We start from the raw sequence: 21476 nt of genomic DNA, 5'->3' as shown, positions 1-21476 counted from the left end.
GTGGGACCGGAATCACCGGCCCCGGCCAGGGCTGTCTCATACCCGACACCCCTGGCCGGTATCGATCGCTCCGGCATGCCGTACCCGGAGTCACCCCGCTCACAGCCGTGGGTCCACCGGCTCCGACTCCAGGGCCAGCACCCCGAACACCGCCTCGTGCACCCGCCACAGCGGCTCCCCCTCCGCGAGCCGGTCCAGGGCCTCCAGGCCGAGGGCGTACTCGCGCAGGGCGAGCGACCGCTTGTGGTTCAGGAACCGCTGCCGCAGCCTGGCGAGGTTGTCCGGCCGGGTGTACTCGGGGCCGTAGATGATCCGCAGGTACTTCCGGCCGCGGCACTTGATGCCGGGCTGGACCAGGCGGCCGTCGGCGGTGCGGACCAGCGCGCCGAGCGGCTTGACGACCATGCCCTCGCCGCCGCGGCCGGTCATCTCCAGCCACCAGTCGACACCCGCCAGAACCGACGCCGGGTCGCCGGTGTCGACGTACAGCCGCCGGGTGGTCCGCAGGAGTCCGGTGCCGTCGTGCTCCACCAGGCGGTCGATCAGGGCCAGTTGCTCGTCGTGCGGCAGCGCGGCGAGGCTGCGGCCCTGGACCGCCAGCAGCTGGAAGGGGGCCAGGTGTACGCCGTCCAGGCCGTCCGTGGTCCAGCAGTAGCGGCGGTAGGCGGCGGTGAACGCGGCCGCGTCGGCGGCGCGGTCCCGCTGCCGGTCCAGCAGGCCGGTGAGGTCGACGCCCCGGGCCGATGCGGCCTCCAGAGCGGCCAGCGCGCCCGGGAACACCGCGCCGGACGCGGCGCCGACGGCTGCGTACTGGCTGCGCAGCAGCCCCGCGGCCTTCAGCGACCACGGCATCAGCTCGGCGTCCAGCAGCAGCCAGTCGGTGTCCAGTTCGTCCCAGAGACCGGCGGCCTCGATCGCCGCGCGCAGCCGGCCGAGGATCTCCTCGGTCACCTGCTCGTCGTCGAAGAACGGCCGCCCGGTACGCGTGTAGAGGGACCCCGTCGGACCTCCCCCGCTGTCGGCTTCGCCCGAGCGGGAGGTGCCCCCGGCGCCGAAGCGCTTGCGTGCCGCCTCCGCGTCCCGGCACACCAGGGCCACGGCCCGCGAGCCCATGTGCTTCTCCTCGCACACGACCCGCTCGACCCCGTCCGCCGCGTACTGCGCGAAGGCCTCGACCGGGTGCTCCAGGTAGCCCTCTGCCTGCGAAGTCGCCGTCGGTGCCATGGTCGGCGGCAGATACGGCAGCAGGCGCGGGTCGGTCGCGAAGCGGCTCATGACCTCCAGCGCCGCCGCCGCGTTCTCCTCGCGGACCGCGACCATCCCGGCGTGCCGCGTCTCCACCGCCCTGCGACCGTGGACGTCCGCCAGGTCCAGCGGCCGGCCGTCGTGTCCGCCGGGCGCCTCCGAGCGCAGCGGCTTCGCCGGCTCGTACCAGACCCGCTCGGCCGGTACGTCGACCAGCTCGCGCTCCGGCCAGCGCAGCGCGGTCAGCTTGCCGCCGAAGACCGCGCCGGTGTCCAGGCAGATGGTGTTGTTCAGCCAGGTCGCCTCGGGGACCGGCGTGTGCCCGTACACCACCGCCGCGCGTCCCCGGTAGTCCTCCGCCCACGGGTAGCGCACCGGCAGCCCGAACTCGTCGGTCTCGCCGGTGGTGTCGCCGTACAGGGCGTGCGAGCGGACCCGGCCGGAGGTGCGGCCGTGGTACTTCTCGGGCAGGCCGGCGTGGCAGACGACCAGCTTGCCGCCGTCGAGGACGTAGTGGCTGACCAGGCCCGCCAGGAAGGTCCGCACCCGCTTCTCGAACTCCTCGCTCTCGCCCTCCATCTGCGCGATGGTCTCGGCCAGCCCATGGGTGTGCTGGACCTGGCGGCCCTTGAGGTAGCGGCCGTACTTGTTCTCGTGGTTGCCGGGCACGCACAGCGCGTTGCCCGTCTCGACCATGGACATCACCCGGCGCAGCACGCCCGGGGTGTCCGGGCCGCGGTCGACCAGGTCGCCCACGAACACGGCGGTACGGCCCTCCGGGTGGACGCCGTCGACGTAGCCCAGCTTGGCGAGCAGCGACTCCAGCTCGGCCGAGCAGCCGTGGATGTCGCCGATGATGTCGAAGGGGCCGGTGAGGTGGGTGAGGTCGTTGAAGCGCTTCTCGGTGACGACGGTGGCGCTCTCCGCCTCCTCGACCCCGCGCAGCACGTGCACCTTGCGGAAGCCCTCCCGCTCCAGGTGCCGCAGCGAGCGGCGCAGTTCGCGGATGTGCCGCTGGATGACCCGGCGGGGCATGTCGGCGCGGTCGGTGCGGGCCGCGTTGCGCTCGGCGCACACCTCCTCGGGCATGTCCAGCACGATGGCGACGGGCAGCACGTCGTACTTCCTGGCCAGCTCGATCAGCTGGCGCCGGGCGTCCTGCTGCACGCTGGTGGCGTCCACGACGGTGCGGCGGCCGGCGGCCAGCCGCTTGCCCGCGATGTAGTGCAGGACGTCGAAGGCGTCCCGGGTGGCGCTCTGGTCGTTCTCGTCGTCGGAGACGAGACCGCGGCAGAAGTCCGAGGAGATCACCTCGGTCGGCTTGAAGTGCCTGCGGGCGAAGGTGGACTTGCCGGATCCGGAGGCGCCGACGAGGACGACCAGGGAGAGGTCGGTGACGGGGAGGATCCGTCCCGTTCGGTTCTCGGTCATGCGGCCTTCGCCTCCTTCTCCTTCTCGGTCTTGATCGCGGCTGTGTTCCTTACGAACGCGGCCATCTGGGTGGGCGGACCGACCTCCGGGTCGTCCGGTCCGACCGGCACGAACTCCACGTCGTAGCCGTGCCGTTCGGCCACCGTGCGCGCCCAGGTGCGGAACTCCTCCCGGGTCCACTCGAAGCGGTGGTCGCCGTGCCGGGCGTGTCCGGCGGGCAGGGTCTCCCAGCGGACGTTGTACTCGACGTTCGGGGTGGTCACGAGGACCGTGCGCGGACGGGCGTGCCCGAACACGGCGTACTCCAGAGCGGGCAGCCGGGGCAGGTCGAGGTGCTCGATCACCTCGCTCAGCACGGCGGCGTCGTAGCCCTTGAGCCGTTTGTCGGTGTAGGCGAGCGAGCCCTGGAAGAGCTGGACGCGCGAGGCCTGCCGCTCCCCCATGCGGTCCAGCTTCAGCCGCCGGGAGGCGATGGTCAGGGCGCGCACCGACACGTCGACGCCGACGATCTCGGTGAACCGCACGTCCTTCAGCAGCTCACGCACCAACTCGCCCTGACCGCAGCCGAGATCGAGCACGCGACCGGCGCCGCTGTCCCGCAGCGCGGCCAGGATCGCCTCCCTGCGCTGCACGGCGAGCGGGGTCGGCTTCTCCTCCGTCCCGGTCTCCTCCTCGACGGCGTTGTCGATCTCCTCGACCTCGCTGTCGTCGGCCTCCGCGAGCCGCACCAGCTCCAGCCGCTCCATCGCCTGCCGGGTCAGCGACCAGCGGCGGGAGAGGTAACGGCTGGTGATCAGCTTCTGCTCCGGGTGCTCGGGCAGCCAGCCCTCGCCGGCCCGCAGCAGCTTGTCGACCTCGTCGGAGGAGACCCAGTAGTGCTTGGCGTCGTCGAGGACCGGCAGCAGGACGTACAGGTGGCGCAGGGCCTCGGCGAGGGTCAGCGCCTCGGACTCCAGGACGAGCCGCACATAGCGCGAGTCACCCCACTCGGGGAACTCCTCGTCCAGGGCGACCGGTTCGACGGTGACCGTCCAGCCCAGCGGCTCGAACAGACGCCGTACGAGCTCCGGGCCGCCGCGGGCGGGCAGCGCGGGCACCTCGATACGCAACGGCCGTGTCCGGCCGGGGAGTTCGGGCCTGGCGTGGCAGGTGCCCTTCATCGCGCTGGAGAACACGCCACTCAGCGCGACCGCGAGCAGCGAGGAGGCCGCGTAGGGGCGGTCGTTGACGTACTGCGCGAGCGCCGCGTCGGGGGCTCCGCCGCGGCCCTTGCCCTTGCCCCGCCGGACCAGGGCGAGCGTGTCGATCTCCAGCAGCAGCGCGGCCGTGCAGCGCCGGTCGCCCGCCTCGGGGTAGAAGACATGCGCCGTGCCGTAGGACGTGGAGAACTTCTGCGCCTTGTCCGGGTGCTTGTGCAGCAGGTAGCCGAGGTCGGTGGCCGGGTGGGCGGCGTCGCCGCGCATGGAGATCGTCAGGAACACATGACCGAGTCTTCCGGGATCAGGACCTGCTGACCACCGTTTTTCTCACCGCGCGCCCCGTTCGGGGATCGTGGGCAGGACCTTCTCGGCGATGTCGATCAGGGCGCTGTCGTCGGGGAGGGCTCCGGACTGGCTCCACACCGTGAGGTCGTAGTAGCCGCCCCGGTCCTTCCCGTCGAGGGCCACGGTCAGCGTCCGGGCGAGGGGACCTTCTTCGACGGGTCCGCCGCTGGTTCCGCCACTCCCGAGACTGATCCTCAGCTTCATGGTGTGGTCCGAGGAGAAGACCGCCGGCCGGCCGAGCACCGTACGCGTCTCGACGTTCTGCTCGTTTCCGATCTTCTTCAGCTTCACGTACTGGGCGATCGACAGGTGGTTGTAGGTGGCCGACAGGTTCACGGTGTACGTGTCGAACCCGATCTCGGCCTCCGGCTGGGCGACCTTCCCATCGGTCAGGGGAGCGGTGTCGCTGTTGCCGGAAGCCGTGGACGCGGTCTCCCCCGGCGTTCCGAGGAGCCGGGCGAGATCGGGCCGGTTGAGTGCCTTGCACAGCTCGTCACCGGTCACGGGCCGGGACGTCTTCCTGTACACCTGCGGCAAGTCCTCATGTCCCCCGCCCGCACACGAGGCGGCCCGCTGCGTGGCGCTGTCGGACGGCAGCACGTGCGGGGCCACCCACAGCGCGGCCCCGATCGCTCCGAACACGGCCACGGCCGCGACGGCCTGGCCCCACGCGCTGGGCTCCTTCTCCGGAGTGAACGAAGCCGGGGCCGGGGCTGGGGCCGGGGCGTGGGGCGGGACCTGGGCCTGGGCCTGGGCCTGGGCCTGGGCCGGGACGTGGCTCTGAGCCCGGGTGGCCGCGACGGCTGCCGAGCCGACCGCGGGCGCGGGAGCCGGCGTGTCCGGGTTCCGGCGTGCGCGCAGCGCCCGGACCACCGTGTGGACGCGTACGGCCGTGAACACGAGGAACACCACACCGAAACCGGCCAACGCCCAGTCGTGGTCGCGGAACGCGAGGTACATGAGGCGTACGCCGAGAACGGAGCCGACCACGACGAGCAAGGGCTCGCGGACCCAGAACGGCAGCAGGCGCAGGAGGAAACCGAGCATCCGGCGATCTCACCAGGACCCGAACGATCACGCTGTGGCGGAGCCCACACTTCCCACACGGAACGTACACAGTTACGGCATAGTGATCAACCGTCAACTGACCACTGACTGCACGGGGAACCATGTCTCACGGCCACCACGTCCGCGTCGGCCGGAGAGCCGTCGTCGCGGCACTGGCGGGTACGGTCCTCGGTACGGGGGTCCTCGCGGCCGCGCCCGCCGAGGCCGCCACGGCACCGCAGGTACAGGCCCAGGGAGCGTTCGCGCTGGACCCGGCCACCGGCAAGACGCTGTTCGGCAAGGCGCCGGATCCTCGACTACGGCTTCGCCCAGAGCGGCTGAGACAGGCGAGGCAGGCGGTAGGCCACCGCCGTGGCGCACGACGGCGGCCTTTCACCCAGGGGGAGCTCCTGTGAAGTCAGCCTCGGCTAGGTGAACCGGTGTCCACGGCCGGGAGGCCATGACCCGGTGACCGTGGTTCCGGAGGCCGGGGCCCAGGGGCCGGGGCCCCAATGTCGTAATCCGGAGGCCGTGGCCCAGGACCTCGAGGCCGGGGGCCGGGGGCCCGTGGCCGAGACCCAGAAGCCGTCGGCAGGTGGCCGGGACCGGAGTTGGAGCTCAGAGTCCGGGACCCCAGCGCCGTGACCCGGAGGCCGGGGCCAGGGCCGGGGGCCGGGGTCCCGAAGCCGTGGCCCAGAGGCCAGGACCCCAACGCCGTGCCCGGAGGCCGGAGGCCGGGACACGAACGCCGTAACCCGGAGGCCGGGGACCGGGACCCCAACGCCGTAGCCCGGAGGCCGGGAGCCGGGGCCGGAGGCCGGGGGCCCGGGAGCGCCCCGGAAGGTGTTACGGCAGCTGTGGTTGCACCTGGGTGGAGATCAGTTCCAGGTGGTCCAGGTCCTCGAGGTCCAGGATCTGCAGATAGATCCGCCGGGAGCCGATCGCGGCGTACCGGCCGATCTTGTCGACGACCTCGGCCGGCGAGCCGGCCAGGCCGTTGGCCTTCAGCTCGTCGACCTCACGGCCGATCGCGGCGGCGCGGCGCGCGACCTCCTGGTCGTCCCGGCCGACGCAGACCACGAGCGCGTTGGAGTACGTCAGCGCGTCCCCGCCCCGGCCGGCCTCCTCGGCGGCGGCACGCACGCGGCCGAACTGCCGCTCGCTGTCCTCGATGGAGGCGAAGGGGATGTTGAACTCGTCGGCGAACTGGGCTGCCAGCCGCGGCGTACGGTTCGCTCCGTGGCCGCCGATGAGCACCGGCACCTTCTTCTGCGCCGGCTTGGGCAGCGCGGGCGAGTCCGTCAGGTCGTAGTACGTGCCGTGGAAGTCGAAGGTCTTGCCGGCCTCGGTCGCCCACAGCCCGGTGACGATCGCGAGCTGCTCCTCCAGCCGCGCGAACCTCTCCTTCGGGAACGGGATGCCGTACGCCCTGTGCTCCTCCTCGAACCAGCCCGCGCCGAGGCCGAGCTCCACCCGGCCGCCGGACATCTGGTCGACCTGGGCGACCTGGATGGCGAGCACGCCGGGCAGCCGGAACGTTCCGGCGGTCATCAGCGTGCCGAGGCGGATGCGCTTGGTCTCGCGGGCCAGCCCGGCGAGCGTGATCCAGGCGTCCGTGGGGCCGGGCAGGCCGTCGGCGCTGCCCATGCGGAGGTAGTGGTCGGAGCGGAAGAAGGCGTCGAAGCCCAGGTCCTCGGTGGCCTTCGCCACGGTGAGCAAGGTGTCGTAGGTGGCCCCCTGCTGGGGCTCGGTGAAGATTCGAAGGTCCATACATCCATCCTGCACGCCGTGCACCACGTCGACCTCGCCGGTACCGCCGGGCACGGCCGTACCCGGTCGGGTGAAAAATCGCCGGGCGCCCCGGATGCCCGGCGGACGCGCCGGTGCCCACGAGGCTCGTCCTCAAACGCCGGACGGGCTGCTGCGGTTGCCGTCCAGGCTGCTCTCGTCGCCGTTCGTACCCTTCTGACTCTCGTCCTCCCGTAACACCTCCTCCCGCGCCGCCAGCTTGCGCAGCATCTCCAGGACGCGGTCGCGGGACTCGTCGGCCGCGTCGATGGCCTCCATGCACTGCCAGTACGTCGTCTCGTCGTCGGCCCCGCTGGCCATGCCGACCAGGGCCATGCCGACCTCGCCGAGCAGACCCCCGAGGCAGAGCAGGGTCTCGCGGGCGTCGGCCAGTTCGGTGAGCTGGGCGGCGCGCAGGTCGCCCAGGTCGAGTTCGGGCGGGTCCAGGACCCCGCAGCCCCGGCCCGCCAGTTCGGTCAGGCCCAGCGCCTCGCCGCGCAGCTCGGGCGGGCCGGAGACCGCGAGGCGGCTGCCGACCGCCTGGGCCAGGGCCTGCGCCTGCCACACCTCCGCCATGATCTCGGCCGAGTCGGCGGCGCACGCCAGCGCACGCCTGCTGGTGAGAATGAGCCGTATCGCGTCCACGCGTCGCCCCCGTCCTTCCGCGTGCTTCCTCGCACGCCCTCTTGAACTCTCCAGTCCACTACCCAGAGTGAGGGTGGTCGAGACGAAAAGCCAGAGGTAGACGGAAATCTGTGGACAACAATTCGGATTCGACAGGCGATTCAACTTCGGAGAGTAATAACGGAGTTCAACCCTCCGGTGGTTGAGGGCGCTCGGGCGCACTCTGCGCCCCCGGCGCCGGGAACCGCCGTTCGTTGCGGTCGATCTTGGCGGCCAGGGCGGCCGGCGCATCGATGCCGAGGACGTCGCAGAACTGCAGCAGATAGGCGAGGACATCCGCGACCTCGTCGGTGACCCGGTGCGCGGTGTCCGGGTCCTCCATCACGCGTGCGGACTCCTCCGGCGTCAGCCACTGGAAGATCTCGACCAGTTCGGAGGCCTCCACGCTGAGCGCGGCGACGAGGTTCTTGGGGGTGTGGTAGGGCTGCCAGTTCCGCGCGGCCGCGAACTCGGCGAGTCGGCGCTGGAGTCGGGCCAGGTCGAGAGGTTCGGTCACGCGTCCAGATGTACCACTGTGACGCCCTCGGTCCCGGTGGCCCACGAGGCGTCGCTCACCGCGCCCACACACCGGATGTGCCCGCGCTCGCCCATCCGGACGGCCGTCCGCAGCAGTTCCCGGCGCTGGGCGGGGTCGAGGCCGCGCTCCAAGCCGTCGGCGAGGACGGTGAGGGTGCGCAGGGCGTCGGGCACCTCGCCCGGGGTGTCCACGTCCAGGACGCCGGGCCCGGTCAGCAGCACCAGCGTCAGCGCGAGATAGCGCAGTTCGCCGTCGCCGAGCCGGGCGAGTTCGGTGCGCAGGCCGTCGCCGCGGTCGAGCAGCGCCCGTACCGTGCCGTCCGGCAGCGGCTCCGCGACGAGATCGGTCACCGGACCCGCGCAGCCCGCACGCAGGGCCTCGATCAGCAGGCCGTGCCGGCGGCCGCATTCCGCGCGGGTGCGCCACAGCACGTCGGGGAGGTTGCCGCAGCCCGACAGCAGCCGGCCGGAGCCGGTGGGCACGGGGGTGCGCATGCACTCGGGGCGGGGGTCGCAGGGGAAGACGGAGCGCAGGGCGACCACCATCTGCTCGGCGGCGGCGAGCACATGACGCTGCCCGTCGGTCTTGCCGGCCACGCGCAGCGGCAGCAGGGCGGTGCCGAGGCGGTCGTCGGGCAGCGGGGCGCGGGTCACCGGGGCGGAGCCGGCGGTGTGCCAGGCGGCCTGGACGGTACCGCGTCCGGGGTCGCGCAGTGCGGTCTCCAGCAGGACGACCCCGCCCGCCGTCAGCCGCTCCCCCACGATCCTGAGGTCCGGTTCGGCCTGTACGGCGACGTCGAGCCGGACCGGCCCCTCGGCGCCGTCGGCCGTACAGCCGATCCGGAAGCCGCGCCGCCCTCCGGCATCGGGGCGTGCCCGTTGCGGCACGCAGGCCACCGGGTCCGGGAACACCTCGTGGAGCGAGGCTCCGCCGCCGAGCCGGGCGAGCGCCCCGTACGCCGTGAGCGCGGTCGTCTTACCCGCTCCGCTGGGCCCGGCGAACAGGGTGACGGGCCCCAGCGGAAAGCCGACGCGCCGATGCCCGGCGAAGGCCGACAGCCGCAGTTCGGTGATCCGGGCACGCGCGTCGGGGGACCGCCGGGACCGCGCGGGTGGGGTCCCGGCCGGTGGGTCGGCGACGGGGGGCTCAGCGGACACGGAGGGCACGGCCATGTCCGGACCGTAGAACTCGCCCCGCCTGCCGAACCGTTTCCTGCCGACACCGTTCCCACGAACGGGCGGTCCGGCAGTCCCGAACGGGACCGGGGCCACTCGGCCGGGTGACGGCCCTCGCACGCGCCCCCGTCAGCCGCCCGACACCCCAGCCCCCTCCATCAGCCCGCTCACCTCTGTGCCGGGCGGGGTGAGGAGGAACACGTTGCGGTCGACGCGGTGCATCCCGCTGCCCAGGCCGAAGACAACGCCCGTGCTGAAGTCGAGGACGCGCTTGGCGACCTCGGTCTCCGCGCCGGAGAGGTCGAGCAGGACCGGCGCGCCGGCCATCAGGGTCTCGGCGACCTCCCGCGCGTCGGCGAAGACGTTGACGCGCAGGACCACGAACCGGCGCCGGGTCTCGGTCTCGGCGTCCGGCAGTGAGCGGTGGTTCACCGCGGACGGCCAGGCGTCGCGGCCCCGCAGCGGCACGACCTGGGCGAGCCCTTCCCACTGTTCATCGGTGACGTCGTAACGGCTCACCGGCTCCCCCCGACCTGACTCGCATTCCATGCCTGCACCAGCCAATTCTTACGCCAAGTCACCCGTTCGGCCCAACAACGACACACTGCGCGACCGATCCGGTGCCGTCCGACGGGGAGCGACCTGCCATCACATGTACGATTAAGTCCGCCTCTTACCTCGCTCATATCCGACTCTTCACATGCCGCCACGCCGTGTTCATCGGCTGCCACTAGCGTCCGGTGCCGTGCACTTGGCAGAAACACAGCAGGTGACAGCTGGCCGGCGGACGCAGTCGGCGGTGTCCGCCGTACCGGTCGCCCTCGCGGAGCTCCAGGAGCCACCCGCGCAGTGGCACCGCGTACTGACGCTGCTCGCCGACGTCAGCCTGTTCATCGGCACGCGCACGGTGTGGACGCAGGCGGCCACGCACCAGCTGGTCCTCGCGGGGGTCATCTCCGCCTGCTACGCCACGATCCTGGTGACCGGCGTGCTCACGCTGACGGTCCGCCGGGCGCGTTCGCTGGTCCGTCTGGACGCCGTGGTGCTGGTGACCGCGATCGCACTCACCCTGTGCACCTGGGCGCTGAACCACGCGGGCGGCGACGAGGCGGTCCTGACCACGCAGGCCGCGAAGGAGATCGTCGGCGGACACCAGGTGTACGACCAGCCGTGGCCGTGGCTCTTCCACATCAAGGGCGTCGCCCTGACCGCCACGACGACCGGCGGTTACGACTACACGTACGGCTATCCCCCGCTGACGCCGCTGCTCACCGTGCCCTTCCTGTGGCTCGGCCACGTCGGCGCACCGGCGACCCTGGCGGCGACCGTCGTGCTGATCGTGGGCGCGGTGGTGCTGTGGCGGCTGCTGCCGACGCCGTGGCGCTCGGCGGCCACGATGGTCTGCCTGGGCTTCGGTTTCCTGCCGATGTACGCCCGCCAGGGCTACCCGGCGATCGTCGGCCTGGTCCTGCTGGTGCCGGTGGTGGTGCGCTGGCCGCGGTTCGGCGCCGGGGGCCGGCTGGGTGCCGCCGGGATCGCGCGGGCCGCGTGCATCGGGGCCGCGTGCGCGGCACAGCAACTCCCCTGGTTCGTCACCCCGTTCCTGCTGGCCGGGATCTACGCCGTGCGCCGCGGGGAACTCGGCGGGCGACAGGCCGCGCGGGTGGTCCTGCGGATCGCGGGGATCGCCGTCCTCACCTGGCTGCTGATCAACGCGTACTTCATCGTCAGCGAGCCGGGCCCGTGGTTCCGGGGCATCGCCCTGCCGCTGACCCAGGGCGCGGTGGTGCACGGCCAGGGTCTGGTCGGCATCTCCCTGTACTTCACGCACGGCAGCGACCGGCTCGACTGGTACGGCCACGCGAGCATGCTGCTCGCCGCGGCCCTGCTGGCGCTGTTCGTGCTGTTCGTACGGCGACTGGGCCCCGCCGCGACCGTGCTGCCCTGGTGCGCCTTCTACCTGGCGACCCGGTCCCAGGACGGCTACTACCTGATGTACACGCCGCTGTGGCTGGCGGCGGCGATCACCGTACCCCTGTCGGAGTTCAGGAAGGCGTGGCAGCCGCGGCCCCGGTGGCTGACCGGTCCGCGCCGCCGGCCGGCCCTGGCCGCCGCGGTCGTCCTGCTGATCACGCCCCCGCTGGTGAGCGCGACGCTCGCGGTGACGGGCAGGCCGCCGCTGCGGATGGACATCACGGCGGTCCGGCACGGCCCGGCGCACACGCTGTCCGCGATGACGGTGCGGGTGGCCAACACCGGCGGCGGCGCGCTGAGCCCGCACTACATGCTGACGACGGGCCAGGGCATGAGCCGGTACTGGTCCCTGGCGCACGGCCCGGCCACCATCCCCGCGCACACCACGGCGACCGTCGAGCTGCGGGCGCCCAAGGGCGGCTTCCCGGTGCCCTCGAAGAGGTCCACGCACTTCCGGCTGCGCGCCTTCACGGCGACCCCGCAGACGCTCTCGACCAAGGACGTGAGCTGGGCCGAACTGGGCCTCGAGGGCCCGGGAGCACCCAGAGGCTGAGCCCCTTCCTCAAGGGCTGAGCAGGCGGCTCACGCCTGGGCCCGCGTGAAACGCAGCTTCGCCGTCACCGTGGTGAGCCCGCGCATCATGCCCAGCTGGTTCCAGCCCATGCCGAACTGCTCGCGGTCCACGGTGAACTCGGCGTCCAGGGTGAGCGCCTCGGCGTCGGCGTCGGTGAGGCGGGCGGTGAAGGTCACGGGCCTGCTGACGCCCCGCACGGTCAGCTGTCCGCTGACCCGCACGTCGTCGCCGTCGAGGCGGTCGGCGCCACGGACGGCGAAGGTGATCTCCGGGTGGCTGCCGGCGTCGAAGAAGTGGGCCGAGCGCAGGTGGGTGTCCCGCTTGGCGTGCCTGGTGTCCAGGGAGGCCGCCTCCAGGGTCACGGTGCCCGTGGCCGAGCCGTCGGCGTGCACCTCGCCGCCGCCGGTGACAGCGGCGAACGCGCCCTTCACGGTGACGAGCCCCCACATGGTCTTGTGCCGCAGTCCCACGGTGGACGCGGCCGGGTCGAGCTGCCAGGTGCCTGTCTGCACGGCGAGGGTCATGGTCGTACTCCGGAGTCGAGTGGTTCAAATTTGGATGACTGACGCCACGCTAGCGCGTCCTCCAAATTTGGACAACCTGCTGGTCCAAAAAACTGAACAACCGGCTGGTCCAAAATTGGACAACAGGTAGACTCGACGCATGTCCGCCTCCGACGCGCACCCCGCCCACCAGCTCGAATGCCCCGCCTCAGCGGGCGGCCTGCTGCCCGCGGAGCTGCGCGCCTGGATGGTCCTGCTGGCCGCCACGGGCACCGTGGAGCAGCGGCTGCGGTCGGTCGTGAAGGAGACCCTCGACGTCTCCCACGACGAGTTCCTGATCCTGTGCCTGCTGGCGGAACGGCCCCGCGAGGGACTGCGCATGACGCAGGTCGCCGATCTCCTCGGCCGCCCCAAGACCCGGCTCACCTACCAGATCGCCTGCCTGCAGCGGGCCGGTCTGGTCGCCCGCACGTCCGTGTGCGGCGACAAGCGCGGTGTGCAGGTGGCCCTCACCGCCAGGGCGCGCGAGCTGCTGAGCGAGACCTCGGCCCTGCTCGCCGGGACCGTCCGGCAGGCCCTCGCCGACTCCATGGGACCCGAGCAGCGCATGGCCATGTGCGCCCTCGTACCGGACCTGCCGGCCCCGGACGGGGAGCCCTCCGAGGGCTGAGCGGCGCAGGTCACAACCGCGAGGAGGGCAACGTCACAGCCCTCGCTTTACTCTCATTCGAGCGTGCTGCCCTAGCATCCGAGCCATGACGGTCCTGCCTGACGACGGGCTCTCACTGGCCGCCGAGTTCCCTGACGCGACACACGAGCAGTGGCAACGCCTGGTCGAGGGCGTGCTGCGCAAGTCGGGCAAGGAAGTCTCGGGCGCGGCAGCTGAGGACGCCCTGTCCACGACGCTGGAGGACGGGCTGCGCACCCGGCCCCTGTACACCGCTCGCGACGCCGCGCCCGACCCCGGCCTGCCGGGCTTCGCGCCGTATGTGCGCGGCGGCCGCCCCGAGGGCAACACCGCGGGCGGCTGGGACGTACGGCAGCGGCACACCGCCCTCTCGGAGCACGCCGTCCTGGCCGACCTGGAGAACGGCGGCACCTCGCTGTGGCTCGTGCTGGGCGAGGGCGGCATCCCGCTCGACGGGCTGGGCCGGGCGCTGGAGGGTGTGTACCTGGACCTCGCGCCGGTCGTCCTGGACGCCGGCCGGGACACCGAGCAGGCCGCCGAGGCGCTGCTGCGGCTGTACGACGGCAAGGGCGTGGACGCGGCCGCCGTACGCGGCAATCTGGGCGGCGACCCGCTGGGCCACGAGGCCCGCACCGGCACCGCCCTGGACTTCGCGCCGTACGCCGCCCTGGCCGCGCGCTGCGCCGAGCAGTACCCGGGTCTGCGCGCCCTGACCGTGGACGCGCTGCCGTACCACGAGGCGGGCGGCTCGGCCGCGCAGGAGCTGGGCGCCTCGCTCGCCACCGGTGTGGCGTATCTGCGGGAGCTCACCGAGGCGGGGCTCGGTGTCGAACAGGCCGCCGGGCAGCTGGAGTTCCGCTACGCCGCCACCGCCGACCAGTTCCTCACCATCGCCAAGCTCCGCGCCGCGCGCCGGCTGTGGGCCCGGGTCGCCGAGGTCTGCGGCGCGCCCGGCGCGCAGGTGCAGCACGTGGTCACCTCGCCGGTGATGATGGCCCGCCGCGACCCGTGGGTGAACATGCTCCGCACGACGGTCGCCACGCTCGCCGCCGGGGTCGGCGGCGCCGACTCGGTGACCGTGCTGCCGTTCGACCACGCGCTCGGTCTGCCCGACGCGTTCGCCCGCCGGATCGCCCGCAACACCTCCACGATCCTCATCGAGGAGTCCCACCTGGCCCGGGTCATCGACCCGGCGGGCGGCTCCTGGTACGTCGAGCAGCTCACCGACCAACTCGCCCAGGCCGCCTGGGAGTTCTTCCGGACGATCGAGCGCGACGGCGGCCAGGCCGCCGTACTGCGCTCCGGCCGGCTGCGCACGGACCTCGCGACGACCTGGGCGGAGCGTTCCAAGAAGCTCGCCAAGCGGCGCGAACCCATCACCGGTGTCAGCGAGTTCCCGCTGCTGGCGGAGAAGCCGGTGGACCGCGAGCCCGCGCCCGAGCCGCCGTCCGGCGGTCTGCCCCGGGTGCGCCGCGACGAGGCGTACGAGGAGCTGCGCGCCCGCTCCGACGCCCACCTCGCGGCGACCGGCGCCCGCCCCCGGATCTTCCTGGCGACCATCGGCTCGGCCGCCGCGTACACCGCGCGGGCGACCTTCGCGGCGAACCTCTTCCAGGCGGGCGGCATCGAGCCGGTCACGGACGGCACCTTCGAGGACAGCGGCGCCACCGAGGCCGTGCTGTGCTCCAGCGACGCCCTGTACGCCGAACAGGCCGAGCAGGCGGCCGAGTCGCTCAGGGCGGCCGGCGCCCGGCATGTGTTCCTGGCGGGCCGGGGCGAGTACGCCGGCATCGACTCGTACGTCTTCGCGGGCTGCGACGCCATCGACGTGCTGTCCGCGACCCTCGACCGCATGGGAGTGTCCTGATGGGAATCCCCGACTTCTCCGGCATCGAGCTGGGGACGCCGGCCGTCGACGGCAGTGCCGATCAGTGGCGTGCGGCCGTCGCGCGGGCGACCGGGAGCGAAGAGCCGCTGTGGGAGACCCCGGAGGGCATCGGGGTCAAGCCGCTGTACACCGGCCGTGACCTGGAGGGCCTGGACTTCCTGGGCACCTACCCGGGCATCGCGCCGTATCTGCGCGGCCCCTACCCGACGATGTACGTCAACCAGCCCTGGACGATCCGCCAGTACGCGGGCTTCTCCACCGCCGAGGAGTCCAACGCCTTCTACCGGCGCAACCTGGCCGCCGGCCAGAAGGGCCTGTCGGTCGCCTTCGACCTGCCCACGCACCGGGGTTACGACAGCGACCACCCGCGCGTGACCGGTGACGTCGGCATGGCGGGCGTGGCCATCGACTCGATCTACGACATGCGGCAGCTGTTCGACGGGATCCCCCTCGACAGGATGACCGTGTCGATGACGATGAACGGCGCCGTGCTGCCGGTGCTCGCGCTGTACATCGTGGCGGCGGAGGAACAGGGCGTACCGCCCGAGAAGCTGGCCGGAACCATTCAGAACGACATTCTGAAGGAGTTCATGGTCCGCAACACCTACATCTATCCGCCGAAGCCGTCGATGCGGATCATCTCCGACATCTTCGCGTACACCTCGCAGCGGATGCCCCGCTACAACTCCATCTCCATCTCCGGCTACCACATCCAGGAGGCGGGCGCGACGGCCGACCTGGAGCTGGCGTACACGCTCGCGGACGGCGTGGAGTACATCCGCGCGGGCCGGGAAGCGGGCCTGGACGTGGACGCGTTCGCGCCGCGCCTGTCCTTCTTCTGGGCGATCGGCATGAACTTCTTCATGGAGGTCGCCAAGTTGCGGGCGGCGCGCCTGCTGTGGGCCAAGCTGGTGAGCCAGTTCGAGCCGAAGAACACCAAGTCCCTCTCCCTGCGCACCCATTCGCAGACCTCGGGCTGGTCGCTGACCGCGCAGGACGTGTTCAACAACGTCACGCGTACGGCCGTGGAGGCGATGGCGGCGACCCAGGGCCACACCCAGTCGCTGCACACCAACGCCCTCGACGAGGCCCTGGCCCTGCCGACCGACTTCTCGGCGCGCATCGCCCGCAACACCCAGCTGCTCATCCAGCAGGAGTCGGGCACCACCCGGGTCATCGACCCCTGGGGCGGCAGCGCGTACGTGGAGAAGCTGACGTACGACCTCGCGCGCAAGGCCTGGGCCCACATCCAGGAGGTCGAGCAGGCGGGCGGCATGGCACAGGCCATCGACGCCGGCATCCCGAAGCTGCGCGTGGAGGAGGCGGCGGCCCGCACCCAGGCCCGCATCGACTCCGGGCGCCAGCCGGTGATCGGCGTGAACAAGTACCGCGTGGAGAACGACGAGGCGATCGAGGTCCTCAAGGTCGACAACTCGTCCGTGCGCGCCCAGCAGATCGAGAAGCTGCGGCGGCTGCGCGCGGAGCGGGACGAGCAGGCCTGCCAGGACGCCCTCGACGCGCTCACCCGGGCCGCCGACGGCAAGGAGAACCTGCTGGAGCTGGCCGTCCACGCGGCCCGCGCCAAGGCGACCGTCGGCGAGATCTCCGACGCCCTGGAGAAGGTGTACGGCCGGCACGCGAGCCAGATCCGTACGATCTCCGGCGTGTACCGCAACGAAGCAGGCCAGTCCCCGAACGTGGACCGCACCCGTGCCCTGGTGGACGCCTTCGAGGAGGCCGAGGGGCGCCGCCCGCGCATCCTGGTCGCCAAGATGGGCCAGGACGGCCACGACCGCGGCCAGAAGGTGATCGCGACCGCGTTCGCCGACCTCGGCTTCGACGTCGACGTCGGCCCGCTGTTCCAGACGCCGGAGGAGGTCGCCCGGCAGGCGGTCGAGGCCGACGTGCACGTGGTCGGTGTGTCGTCGCTGGCCGCGGGCCACCTGACCCTCGTCCCGGCGCTGCGCGAGAAGCTCGCCGAGGAGGGCCGCGAGGACATCATGATCGTGGTCGGCGGGGTGATCCCGCCGCAGGACGTGCCGACGCTGCGGGACATGGGCGCGGCGGAGGTGTTCCTGCCCGGAACGGTGATCCCCGACGCGGCGTACGACCTGGTCAAGCGGCTGTCGGCGGACCTCGGCCACGAGCTGCCGGCCGACCCCGGCCACGAGCTGTAGGGCGCCGATGGCAGCGATCGATCTCGACGCATATGTGAAGGGCGTGCTCGACGGGAAGCGGGCGATCGTGGCCCGCGCGATCACGCTCGTCGAGTCCACGCGCCCCCAACACCGGTCGCTGGCACAGGAGTTGCTGACGCAGCTCCTTCCGCACAGCGGCCGGGCGCGGCGGATCGGCATCAGCGGGGTGCCGGGCGTCGGCAAGTCGACGTTCATCGACGCGTTCGGCACGCTGCTCACCTCGCTGGGCCACCGGGTCGCGGTCCTGGCGGTCGACCCCTCCTCGACCCGCACCGGCGGCTCGATCCTCGGCGACAAGACGCGCATGGAACGGCTGGCGGTCGACCCGGCGGCCTTCGTCCGCCCCTCCCCCAGCGCGGGCACACTGGGCGGGGTCGCGAAGGCCACCCGGGAGTCGATGGTGGTGATGGAGGCCGCGGGCTACGACGTGATCCTCGTGGAGACCGTGGGCGTGGGCCAGTCGGAGACGACGGTCGCGGAGATGGTCGACTCCTTCCTCCTCCTCACCCTGGCCCGCACCGGCGACCAGCTGCAGGGCATCAAGAAGGGCGTCCTGGAGCTGGCCGACGTGATCGCAGTCAACAAGGCTGACGGCCCGCACGAGCGCGACGCGAAGGCCGCCGCCCGCGAACTGGCGGGCGCACTGCGCCTGATGCACGGCAAGGAGGCCTTCTGGACCCCGCCGGTGCTGAGTTGCAGCGCCCGCGAGTCGACGGGGCTGGACACGGTCTGGGAGCGCCTGGAGCAGCACCGTACGCTGCTCGACTCCACCGGCCGGCTGACCGCCAAGCGGCGCGACCAGCAGGTCCGCTGGACCTGGGCCATGGTCCGCGACGAACTGCTGGACCGCCTCCACTCCGACCCCGCGGTGCGCGAGACCGCGCCGGACCTCGAACGACAGGTCAGGCAGGGCCGCTTGACGGCGACACGGGCGGCGGAACGCATTTTGGAGGCGTTCGGGGGACGCGACTGACGTGCCTGGTGCCCGCACTGAGGGCCCGGTAGAGAAGATCAGCGGCAGCACCTTGCGCTGGTCTGGCCGATGGTCTCCGCGAGCTGCTCGTAGGGGTGGTCGAAATGCCTCCCGGAGCACCATGCACAATCCTTGCTGCTCGGCGTCGGGGATCGCGGCGGGTTCAGGCGAGCCAGTCCGTGTAGTGGGTGGGGGGCGATGCGGGCGTCGTGCCCGGCGGTGAGGACGTCACCGTGGACGGCGGCATACATGCCGGCGGTGTCATCGGTGACGACGGAGCGCCCGTCGCCTTTGGCCGCGAGGGTCAGCCGGCCGATTCCGTCGAGGGGGTACACGGCGGGTGCGGCGATGTCGAGGACGCCGTTGAGCGGGGTACCGGCGGCCACTTCGGCGATGATGCGGGAGACGTCCGCGGCGGCGATCGGCTGGAGCTGCGTACGCGGCAGACGGACGGTCTCGCCATCCGCCCGGCCACAGGCGTGGACCTCGTGACCGGCCGGGGCGTCGAGGAAGCCGTGGCGGGCGTCGATGTCGTCATCAACCTGACGAACTCCCCGGCCTTCGGCGAAACCTCGCCCGCCTTCTTCCGGTCGTCGATGGGCAGCCTTCTCGCCGCGAGCGTGAAGGGCGGCGTCGGACACTTCGGGGAGTGCGGGACGGCCTGGTGGCCGGCCGCGTCGAGGTTCTCCACGACCCGTGACCCGATCAGCCCGGTTCCGCCGATGACCGCGAATTTCATGGTGCCGCTCGCCCATCTCTCGACGGTTATGCCCCGTACATCACTTTATGCACCAAACCTACCGTCGCCAGGAATCGATGCGCCTGGGCAGAACCTGGAGAAGCAACTGGCGGCCACGTCGTGCCCGGTGGACTTCCCCATCGGCTGGGCGTGGCGGCGGCTCTGCGTCGTATGAGTGCTCCTTCTCCGCCATCGCGGCAGCGGTGTCGCCGCGGCCTGGACGTCGGGGACACCGGTCGCCCGCAGGTGGGGTCCACGCTCAGCCGTCCCAGCCGATCGCATTCACCCGGGACCGGCGCCGCCAGAGGGCTCGCGACCATGCCCGCGGTCCACCCGACGGTCGCCGCGGGCATCACCTCGCCGTCCGACCCAGCGTTCCGTCTTCAGTTCGTCGATCGCGCTTCGGTTCGTCGATCGCGCCGCCGATGCGCGGGCGGGGTCCGGGGCCGAGCTCCAGCCGGATGACGTCGGAATGGTCGACCAGGACGACCCGCACCTCCTCGCGGGTCACCCGCACCGCACCCCCTTCCTCACGCACGGCACCCACGGCTCCTGCCGCACTCCACACGCCGCGAAACCCCCACCACCCACCGCGTGGTCACCCGTGCGGGGGCGTCCCGGTGTGTCCGTCACTCATGAGGTGGTGGCGCCCGCCGTCTCCCTCGCCCGCTGCTCGGACCGGGGCCGGCACCCATCCGGGGTGCCGGCCCCGGATGGGGAACTGCCGCGCCGTCGCGCGCGGCGGGCCCAACTCGCCGTCCGCGCCGCAGACCCCGGTCCGCCATATGTCGTACAAAACCTGGGAACGGACATCTCGCACGCTGCCGGAACGCCCTCCTTCCACTCAGGCGAGGCTTCAGCCGCCCCTCAGCCGCACCCCGAACCGGGTGCGCAATCGGTGGACCTCCCACCATGCGATCGCCGTCACCGTGGCCGGACCGCCGATGAGCAGCACATAGGCGATCGGCGTCGGTCCGCTGGGCAGTCTGGCAGTGACCGCGAACGCCCAGACCAGGAAAGTGGCCAGCACAGGCGGGGCAGCGGGGTGAACCGAGGCCGCGCCGAAGCCGGTTCGCGCGACGGCGGAACAAGCGAACAGGAACAGGAACACCGCCCACACGACTCCCGCCAGGAACGCGAGGGACAGCCACGTCCCCGCAGAGCCGCCCACGCGGGACGGGTTGGCCACGCTCCAGGCGACGACCAGTACGACGATGAGCAGCAACGTGCCCACGAACAAACCGATTTGGCGCAATGATCCACGCAGAGCGGTCCACATCGCCTGGCGGCGGCTGGGAGGCGCGGACCAGGCGGTCGGAAGCCGGTGGACCCACCAGACACCCTCTGCGAGGATGCGCTTCCCTGGACTCGGCTGCCCGGGATCAGGAGAGGTGGCTGCCGCCCCCCAGGATCCGGGCCTCGTCCCTCTCATCAGCCGCCGCTGCCGCTCGTCCAGATGCGCGAACAACGCCCCGGTACTTGATCGTCTCCGGTGGCATCGGCGTCCACTACGTAGTGCGACATCCGTGGCTCGCTGCCTCCCCGCCGGCTGGTCACGGGCGGGGATCTTGAGCCGGTCACTGGGGCGAGGTCGTTCTCTTCTGCTCGACCACATCGGCGTCCTGAAGGACATGGCGGAACTGGAGGACAGCCGAGGTGGTCGGGACCGAGCGTGTGTTGTGCTCCAAAGAGGTCGAGCAGACCTGCCAGAACCACGAACGTGCAGGTCAGAGGCCCTTTGCCGCAGGCTCCAGAATCGCCACGCACTCCACATGATGCGTCATCGAAAAGATGTCGCAGCGAGCGGGAGCTGGAGAAGTCGCAGGTCAGAGGAGGTTTCTTGGCTCGGGAGACGGGCTGCCAGGGGCCCAGAGCGTCAAACGAGCGTCACGCACGAAGCGCGCTGACTCACTTCAACGACCGACCTCAGCGCGTCCGGACGGGGCCGTGGAAGCCATACGTGGGATGGGTTGTGGTTCTCGCTGCTCGCCCCGGCCTATCGTGGCCCTCCGCCCACAGCTCGTCGACTGGAGGCCGGGAACCGTGAAGTATGCACTGACGGAGAAGCAGGCCGACATGCTCCGGGAAGTCGCGGGTGCTTCTGATGCCGTGGCTCTCCCGCCCGAGAGCATCCATACGGCTTGGCCCTTGAGAAGCGCGGGCTGATCAAGAGGACCTGGCGCGGCAGCAGCCACGTGGTCGTCGTCACAGCGGATGGCCGCTACTACCTCAAGCACGGAATGCACCCTCGTGAGGTGTAAGCAGAGAAGGACCGCCTGGAAGGAGATGCTGATCAGGCTGTAAAGGCCCCCACTGACGGAGCAGACTTGATCTCCCGGCTACGAACCGCCTCGGGAAAAATCACCGTACCGAACCCTGGACCGCAGACCCGCGGGCGGTGGCGGGCGGCCTACTAAGACGTCGTCTCATTTGGTGTTCTGGGTAGTCTGCACCGTGTGGTGATGGTCGAGCGCATGGTGCCGGACGAGTTGTGGGAACTGTTCCAGC

18 protein-coding genes and 1 pseudogene are annotated in these 21476 nt (G+C 71.6%); 7 read left to right on the top strand and 12 right to left on the bottom strand.

What is annotated here, in order from left to right:
- Positions 1–99: 99 nt before the first annotated feature.
- The 3 genes from ABT288_RS39835 to ABT288_RS39825 are packed head-to-tail and all read right to left on the bottom strand — an operon-like array spanning position 100 to position 5267.
- Positions 100–2676, bottom strand: coding sequence for a polynucleotide kinase-phosphatase (locus ABT288_RS39835; protein WP_351618851.1), 2577 nt, complete (start codon positions 2674–2676; stop codon positions 100–102).
- Complete coding sequence (locus ABT288_RS39830) at positions 2673–4157, bottom strand: 3' terminal RNA ribose 2'-O-methyltransferase Hen1 (protein WP_351618848.1); 1485 nt, start codon at positions 4155–4157, stop codon at positions 2673–2675. The genes ABT288_RS39835 and ABT288_RS39830 overlap by 4 nt, the downstream gene beginning before the upstream one ends.
- 45 nt (positions 4158–4202) lie before the next feature.
- Positions 4203–5267 (bottom strand): DUF6215 domain-containing protein, encoded by a 1065-nt coding sequence (locus tag ABT288_RS39825; protein ID WP_351618845.1) that lies wholly within the window; start codon positions 5265–5267, stop codon positions 4203–4205.
- A 122-nt stretch (positions 5268–5389) separates the two neighbouring features.
- On the opposite strand from ABT288_RS39825, the gene ABT288_RS39820 reads away from it, so the two are divergent.
- The gene (locus tag ABT288_RS39820; RefSeq protein ID WP_351618842.1) at positions 5390–5683 is read left to right on the top strand and encodes a hypothetical protein; all 294 of its coding nucleotides are present in this window, start codon (positions 5390–5392) and stop codon (positions 5681–5683) included.
- Between the two features lie 430 nt (positions 5684–6113).
- Here the strand turns inward: ABT288_RS39820 and ABT288_RS39815 are convergent, their stop codons facing one another.
- The 5 genes from ABT288_RS39815 to ABT288_RS39795 form a co-directional block, all read right to left on the bottom strand.
- Positions 6114–7037: an LLM class F420-dependent oxidoreductase gene (locus ABT288_RS39815; protein ID WP_351618839.1), complete on the bottom strand. Its 924-nt coding sequence runs from the start codon at positions 7035–7037 to the stop codon at positions 6114–6116.
- A 132-nt stretch (positions 7038–7169) separates the two neighbouring features.
- Positions 7170–7700 (bottom strand): DUF6099 family protein, encoded by a 531-nt coding sequence (locus ABT288_RS39810; protein ID WP_351618837.1) that lies wholly within the window; start codon positions 7698–7700, stop codon positions 7170–7172.
- Positions 7701–7866: 166 nt separating this feature from the next.
- Entirely contained in the window at positions 7867–8235 is a 369-nt protein-coding gene (locus ABT288_RS39805) for a nucleotide pyrophosphohydrolase (protein ID WP_351618835.1), read from the bottom strand.
- Positions 8232–9428 carry an AAA family ATPase gene (locus ABT288_RS39800; protein WP_351618832.1) on the bottom strand — a complete coding sequence of 399 codons (1197 nt, stop codon included), beginning with the start codon at positions 9426–9428 and terminating at the stop codon, positions 8232–8234. The genes ABT288_RS39805 and ABT288_RS39800 overlap by 4 nt, the downstream gene beginning before the upstream one ends.
- A 132-nt stretch (positions 9429–9560) precedes the next feature.
- Positions 9561–9980: a cell division protein SepF gene (locus ABT288_RS39795; protein ID WP_351618830.1), complete on the bottom strand. Its 420-nt coding sequence runs from the start codon at positions 9978–9980 to the stop codon at positions 9561–9563.
- 196 nt (positions 9981–10176) lie between these two features.
- Between ABT288_RS39795 and ABT288_RS39790 the strand changes: the two genes are divergently transcribed.
- Entirely contained in the window at positions 10177–11958 is a 1782-nt protein-coding gene (locus ABT288_RS39790; protein WP_502972943.1) for a hypothetical protein, read from the top strand.
- A 29-nt stretch (positions 11959–11987) separates the two neighbouring features.
- Here ABT288_RS39790 and ABT288_RS39785 read toward each other — a convergent pair whose 3' ends face one another.
- Positions 11988–12503, bottom strand: a complete 516-nt coding sequence (locus ABT288_RS39785; protein ID WP_351618827.1) for a YceI family protein — start codon at positions 12501–12503, stop codon at positions 11988–11990.
- Positions 12504–12642: 139 nt separating this feature from the next.
- On the opposite strand from ABT288_RS39785, the gene ABT288_RS39780 reads away from it, so the two are divergent.
- The 4 genes from ABT288_RS39780 (at position 12643) to meaB (ending at position 18229) form a co-directional block, all read left to right on the top strand.
- On the top strand, positions 12643–13152 hold the full coding sequence (locus ABT288_RS39780; protein WP_351618824.1) for a MarR family winged helix-turn-helix transcriptional regulator: 510 nt from the start codon (positions 12643–12645) through the stop codon (positions 13150–13152).
- 85 nt (positions 13153–13237) lie between these two features.
- Positions 13238–15037, top strand: a complete 1800-nt coding sequence (locus tag ABT288_RS39775) for a methylmalonyl-CoA mutase family protein (RefSeq protein ID WP_351618821.1) — start codon at positions 13238–13240, stop codon at positions 15035–15037.
- Positions 15037–17235, top strand: a complete 2199-nt coding sequence (gene scpA, locus ABT288_RS39770; protein ID WP_351618818.1) for a methylmalonyl-CoA mutase — start codon at positions 15037–15039, stop codon at positions 17233–17235. The genes ABT288_RS39775 and scpA overlap by 1 nt, the downstream gene beginning before the upstream one ends.
- 7 nt (positions 17236–17242) lie before the next feature.
- Positions 17243–18229, top strand: coding sequence for a methylmalonyl Co-A mutase-associated GTPase MeaB (gene meaB, locus ABT288_RS39765; protein ID WP_351618816.1), 987 nt, complete (start codon positions 17243–17245; stop codon positions 18227–18229).
- Positions 18230–18392: 163 nt separating this feature from the next.
- Here the strand turns inward: meaB and ABT288_RS39760 are convergent.
- Positions 18393–18693, bottom strand: a pseudogene (locus ABT288_RS39760) (LysR family transcriptional regulator); the annotation flags it as partial.
- On the opposite strand from ABT288_RS39760, the gene ABT288_RS39755 reads away from it, so the two are divergent.
- Complete coding sequence (locus ABT288_RS39755; protein WP_351618866.1) at positions 18655–19143, top strand: SDR family oxidoreductase; 489 nt, start codon at positions 18655–18657, stop codon at positions 19141–19143. The pseudogene ABT288_RS39760 and the gene ABT288_RS39755 overlap by 39 nt on opposite strands.
- Positions 19144–19320: 177 nt before the next feature.
- Here the strand turns inward: ABT288_RS39755 and ABT288_RS39750 are convergent, their stop codons facing one another.
- Both ABT288_RS39750 and ABT288_RS39745 read right to left on the bottom strand, forming a co-directional pair.
- The gene (locus ABT288_RS39750) at positions 19321–19506 is read right to left on the bottom strand and encodes a hypothetical protein (protein WP_351618813.1); all 186 of its coding nucleotides are present in this window, start codon (positions 19504–19506) and stop codon (positions 19321–19323) included.
- A gap of 318 nt (positions 19507–19824) precedes the next feature.
- Positions 19825–20202, bottom strand: a complete 378-nt coding sequence (locus tag ABT288_RS39745; RefSeq protein ID WP_351618811.1) for a hypothetical protein — start codon at positions 20200–20202, stop codon at positions 19825–19827.
- Positions 20203–21476 lie beyond the last annotated feature (1274 nt).

Origin of the sequence: Streptomyces sp. NPDC001093, from assembly GCF_040298985.1 — a bacterium.
Taxonomy (GTDB): domain Bacteria; phylum Actinomycetota; class Actinomycetes; order Streptomycetales; family Streptomycetaceae; genus Streptomyces.
This window is presented reverse-complemented; position numbering and strand designations above follow the sequence as displayed.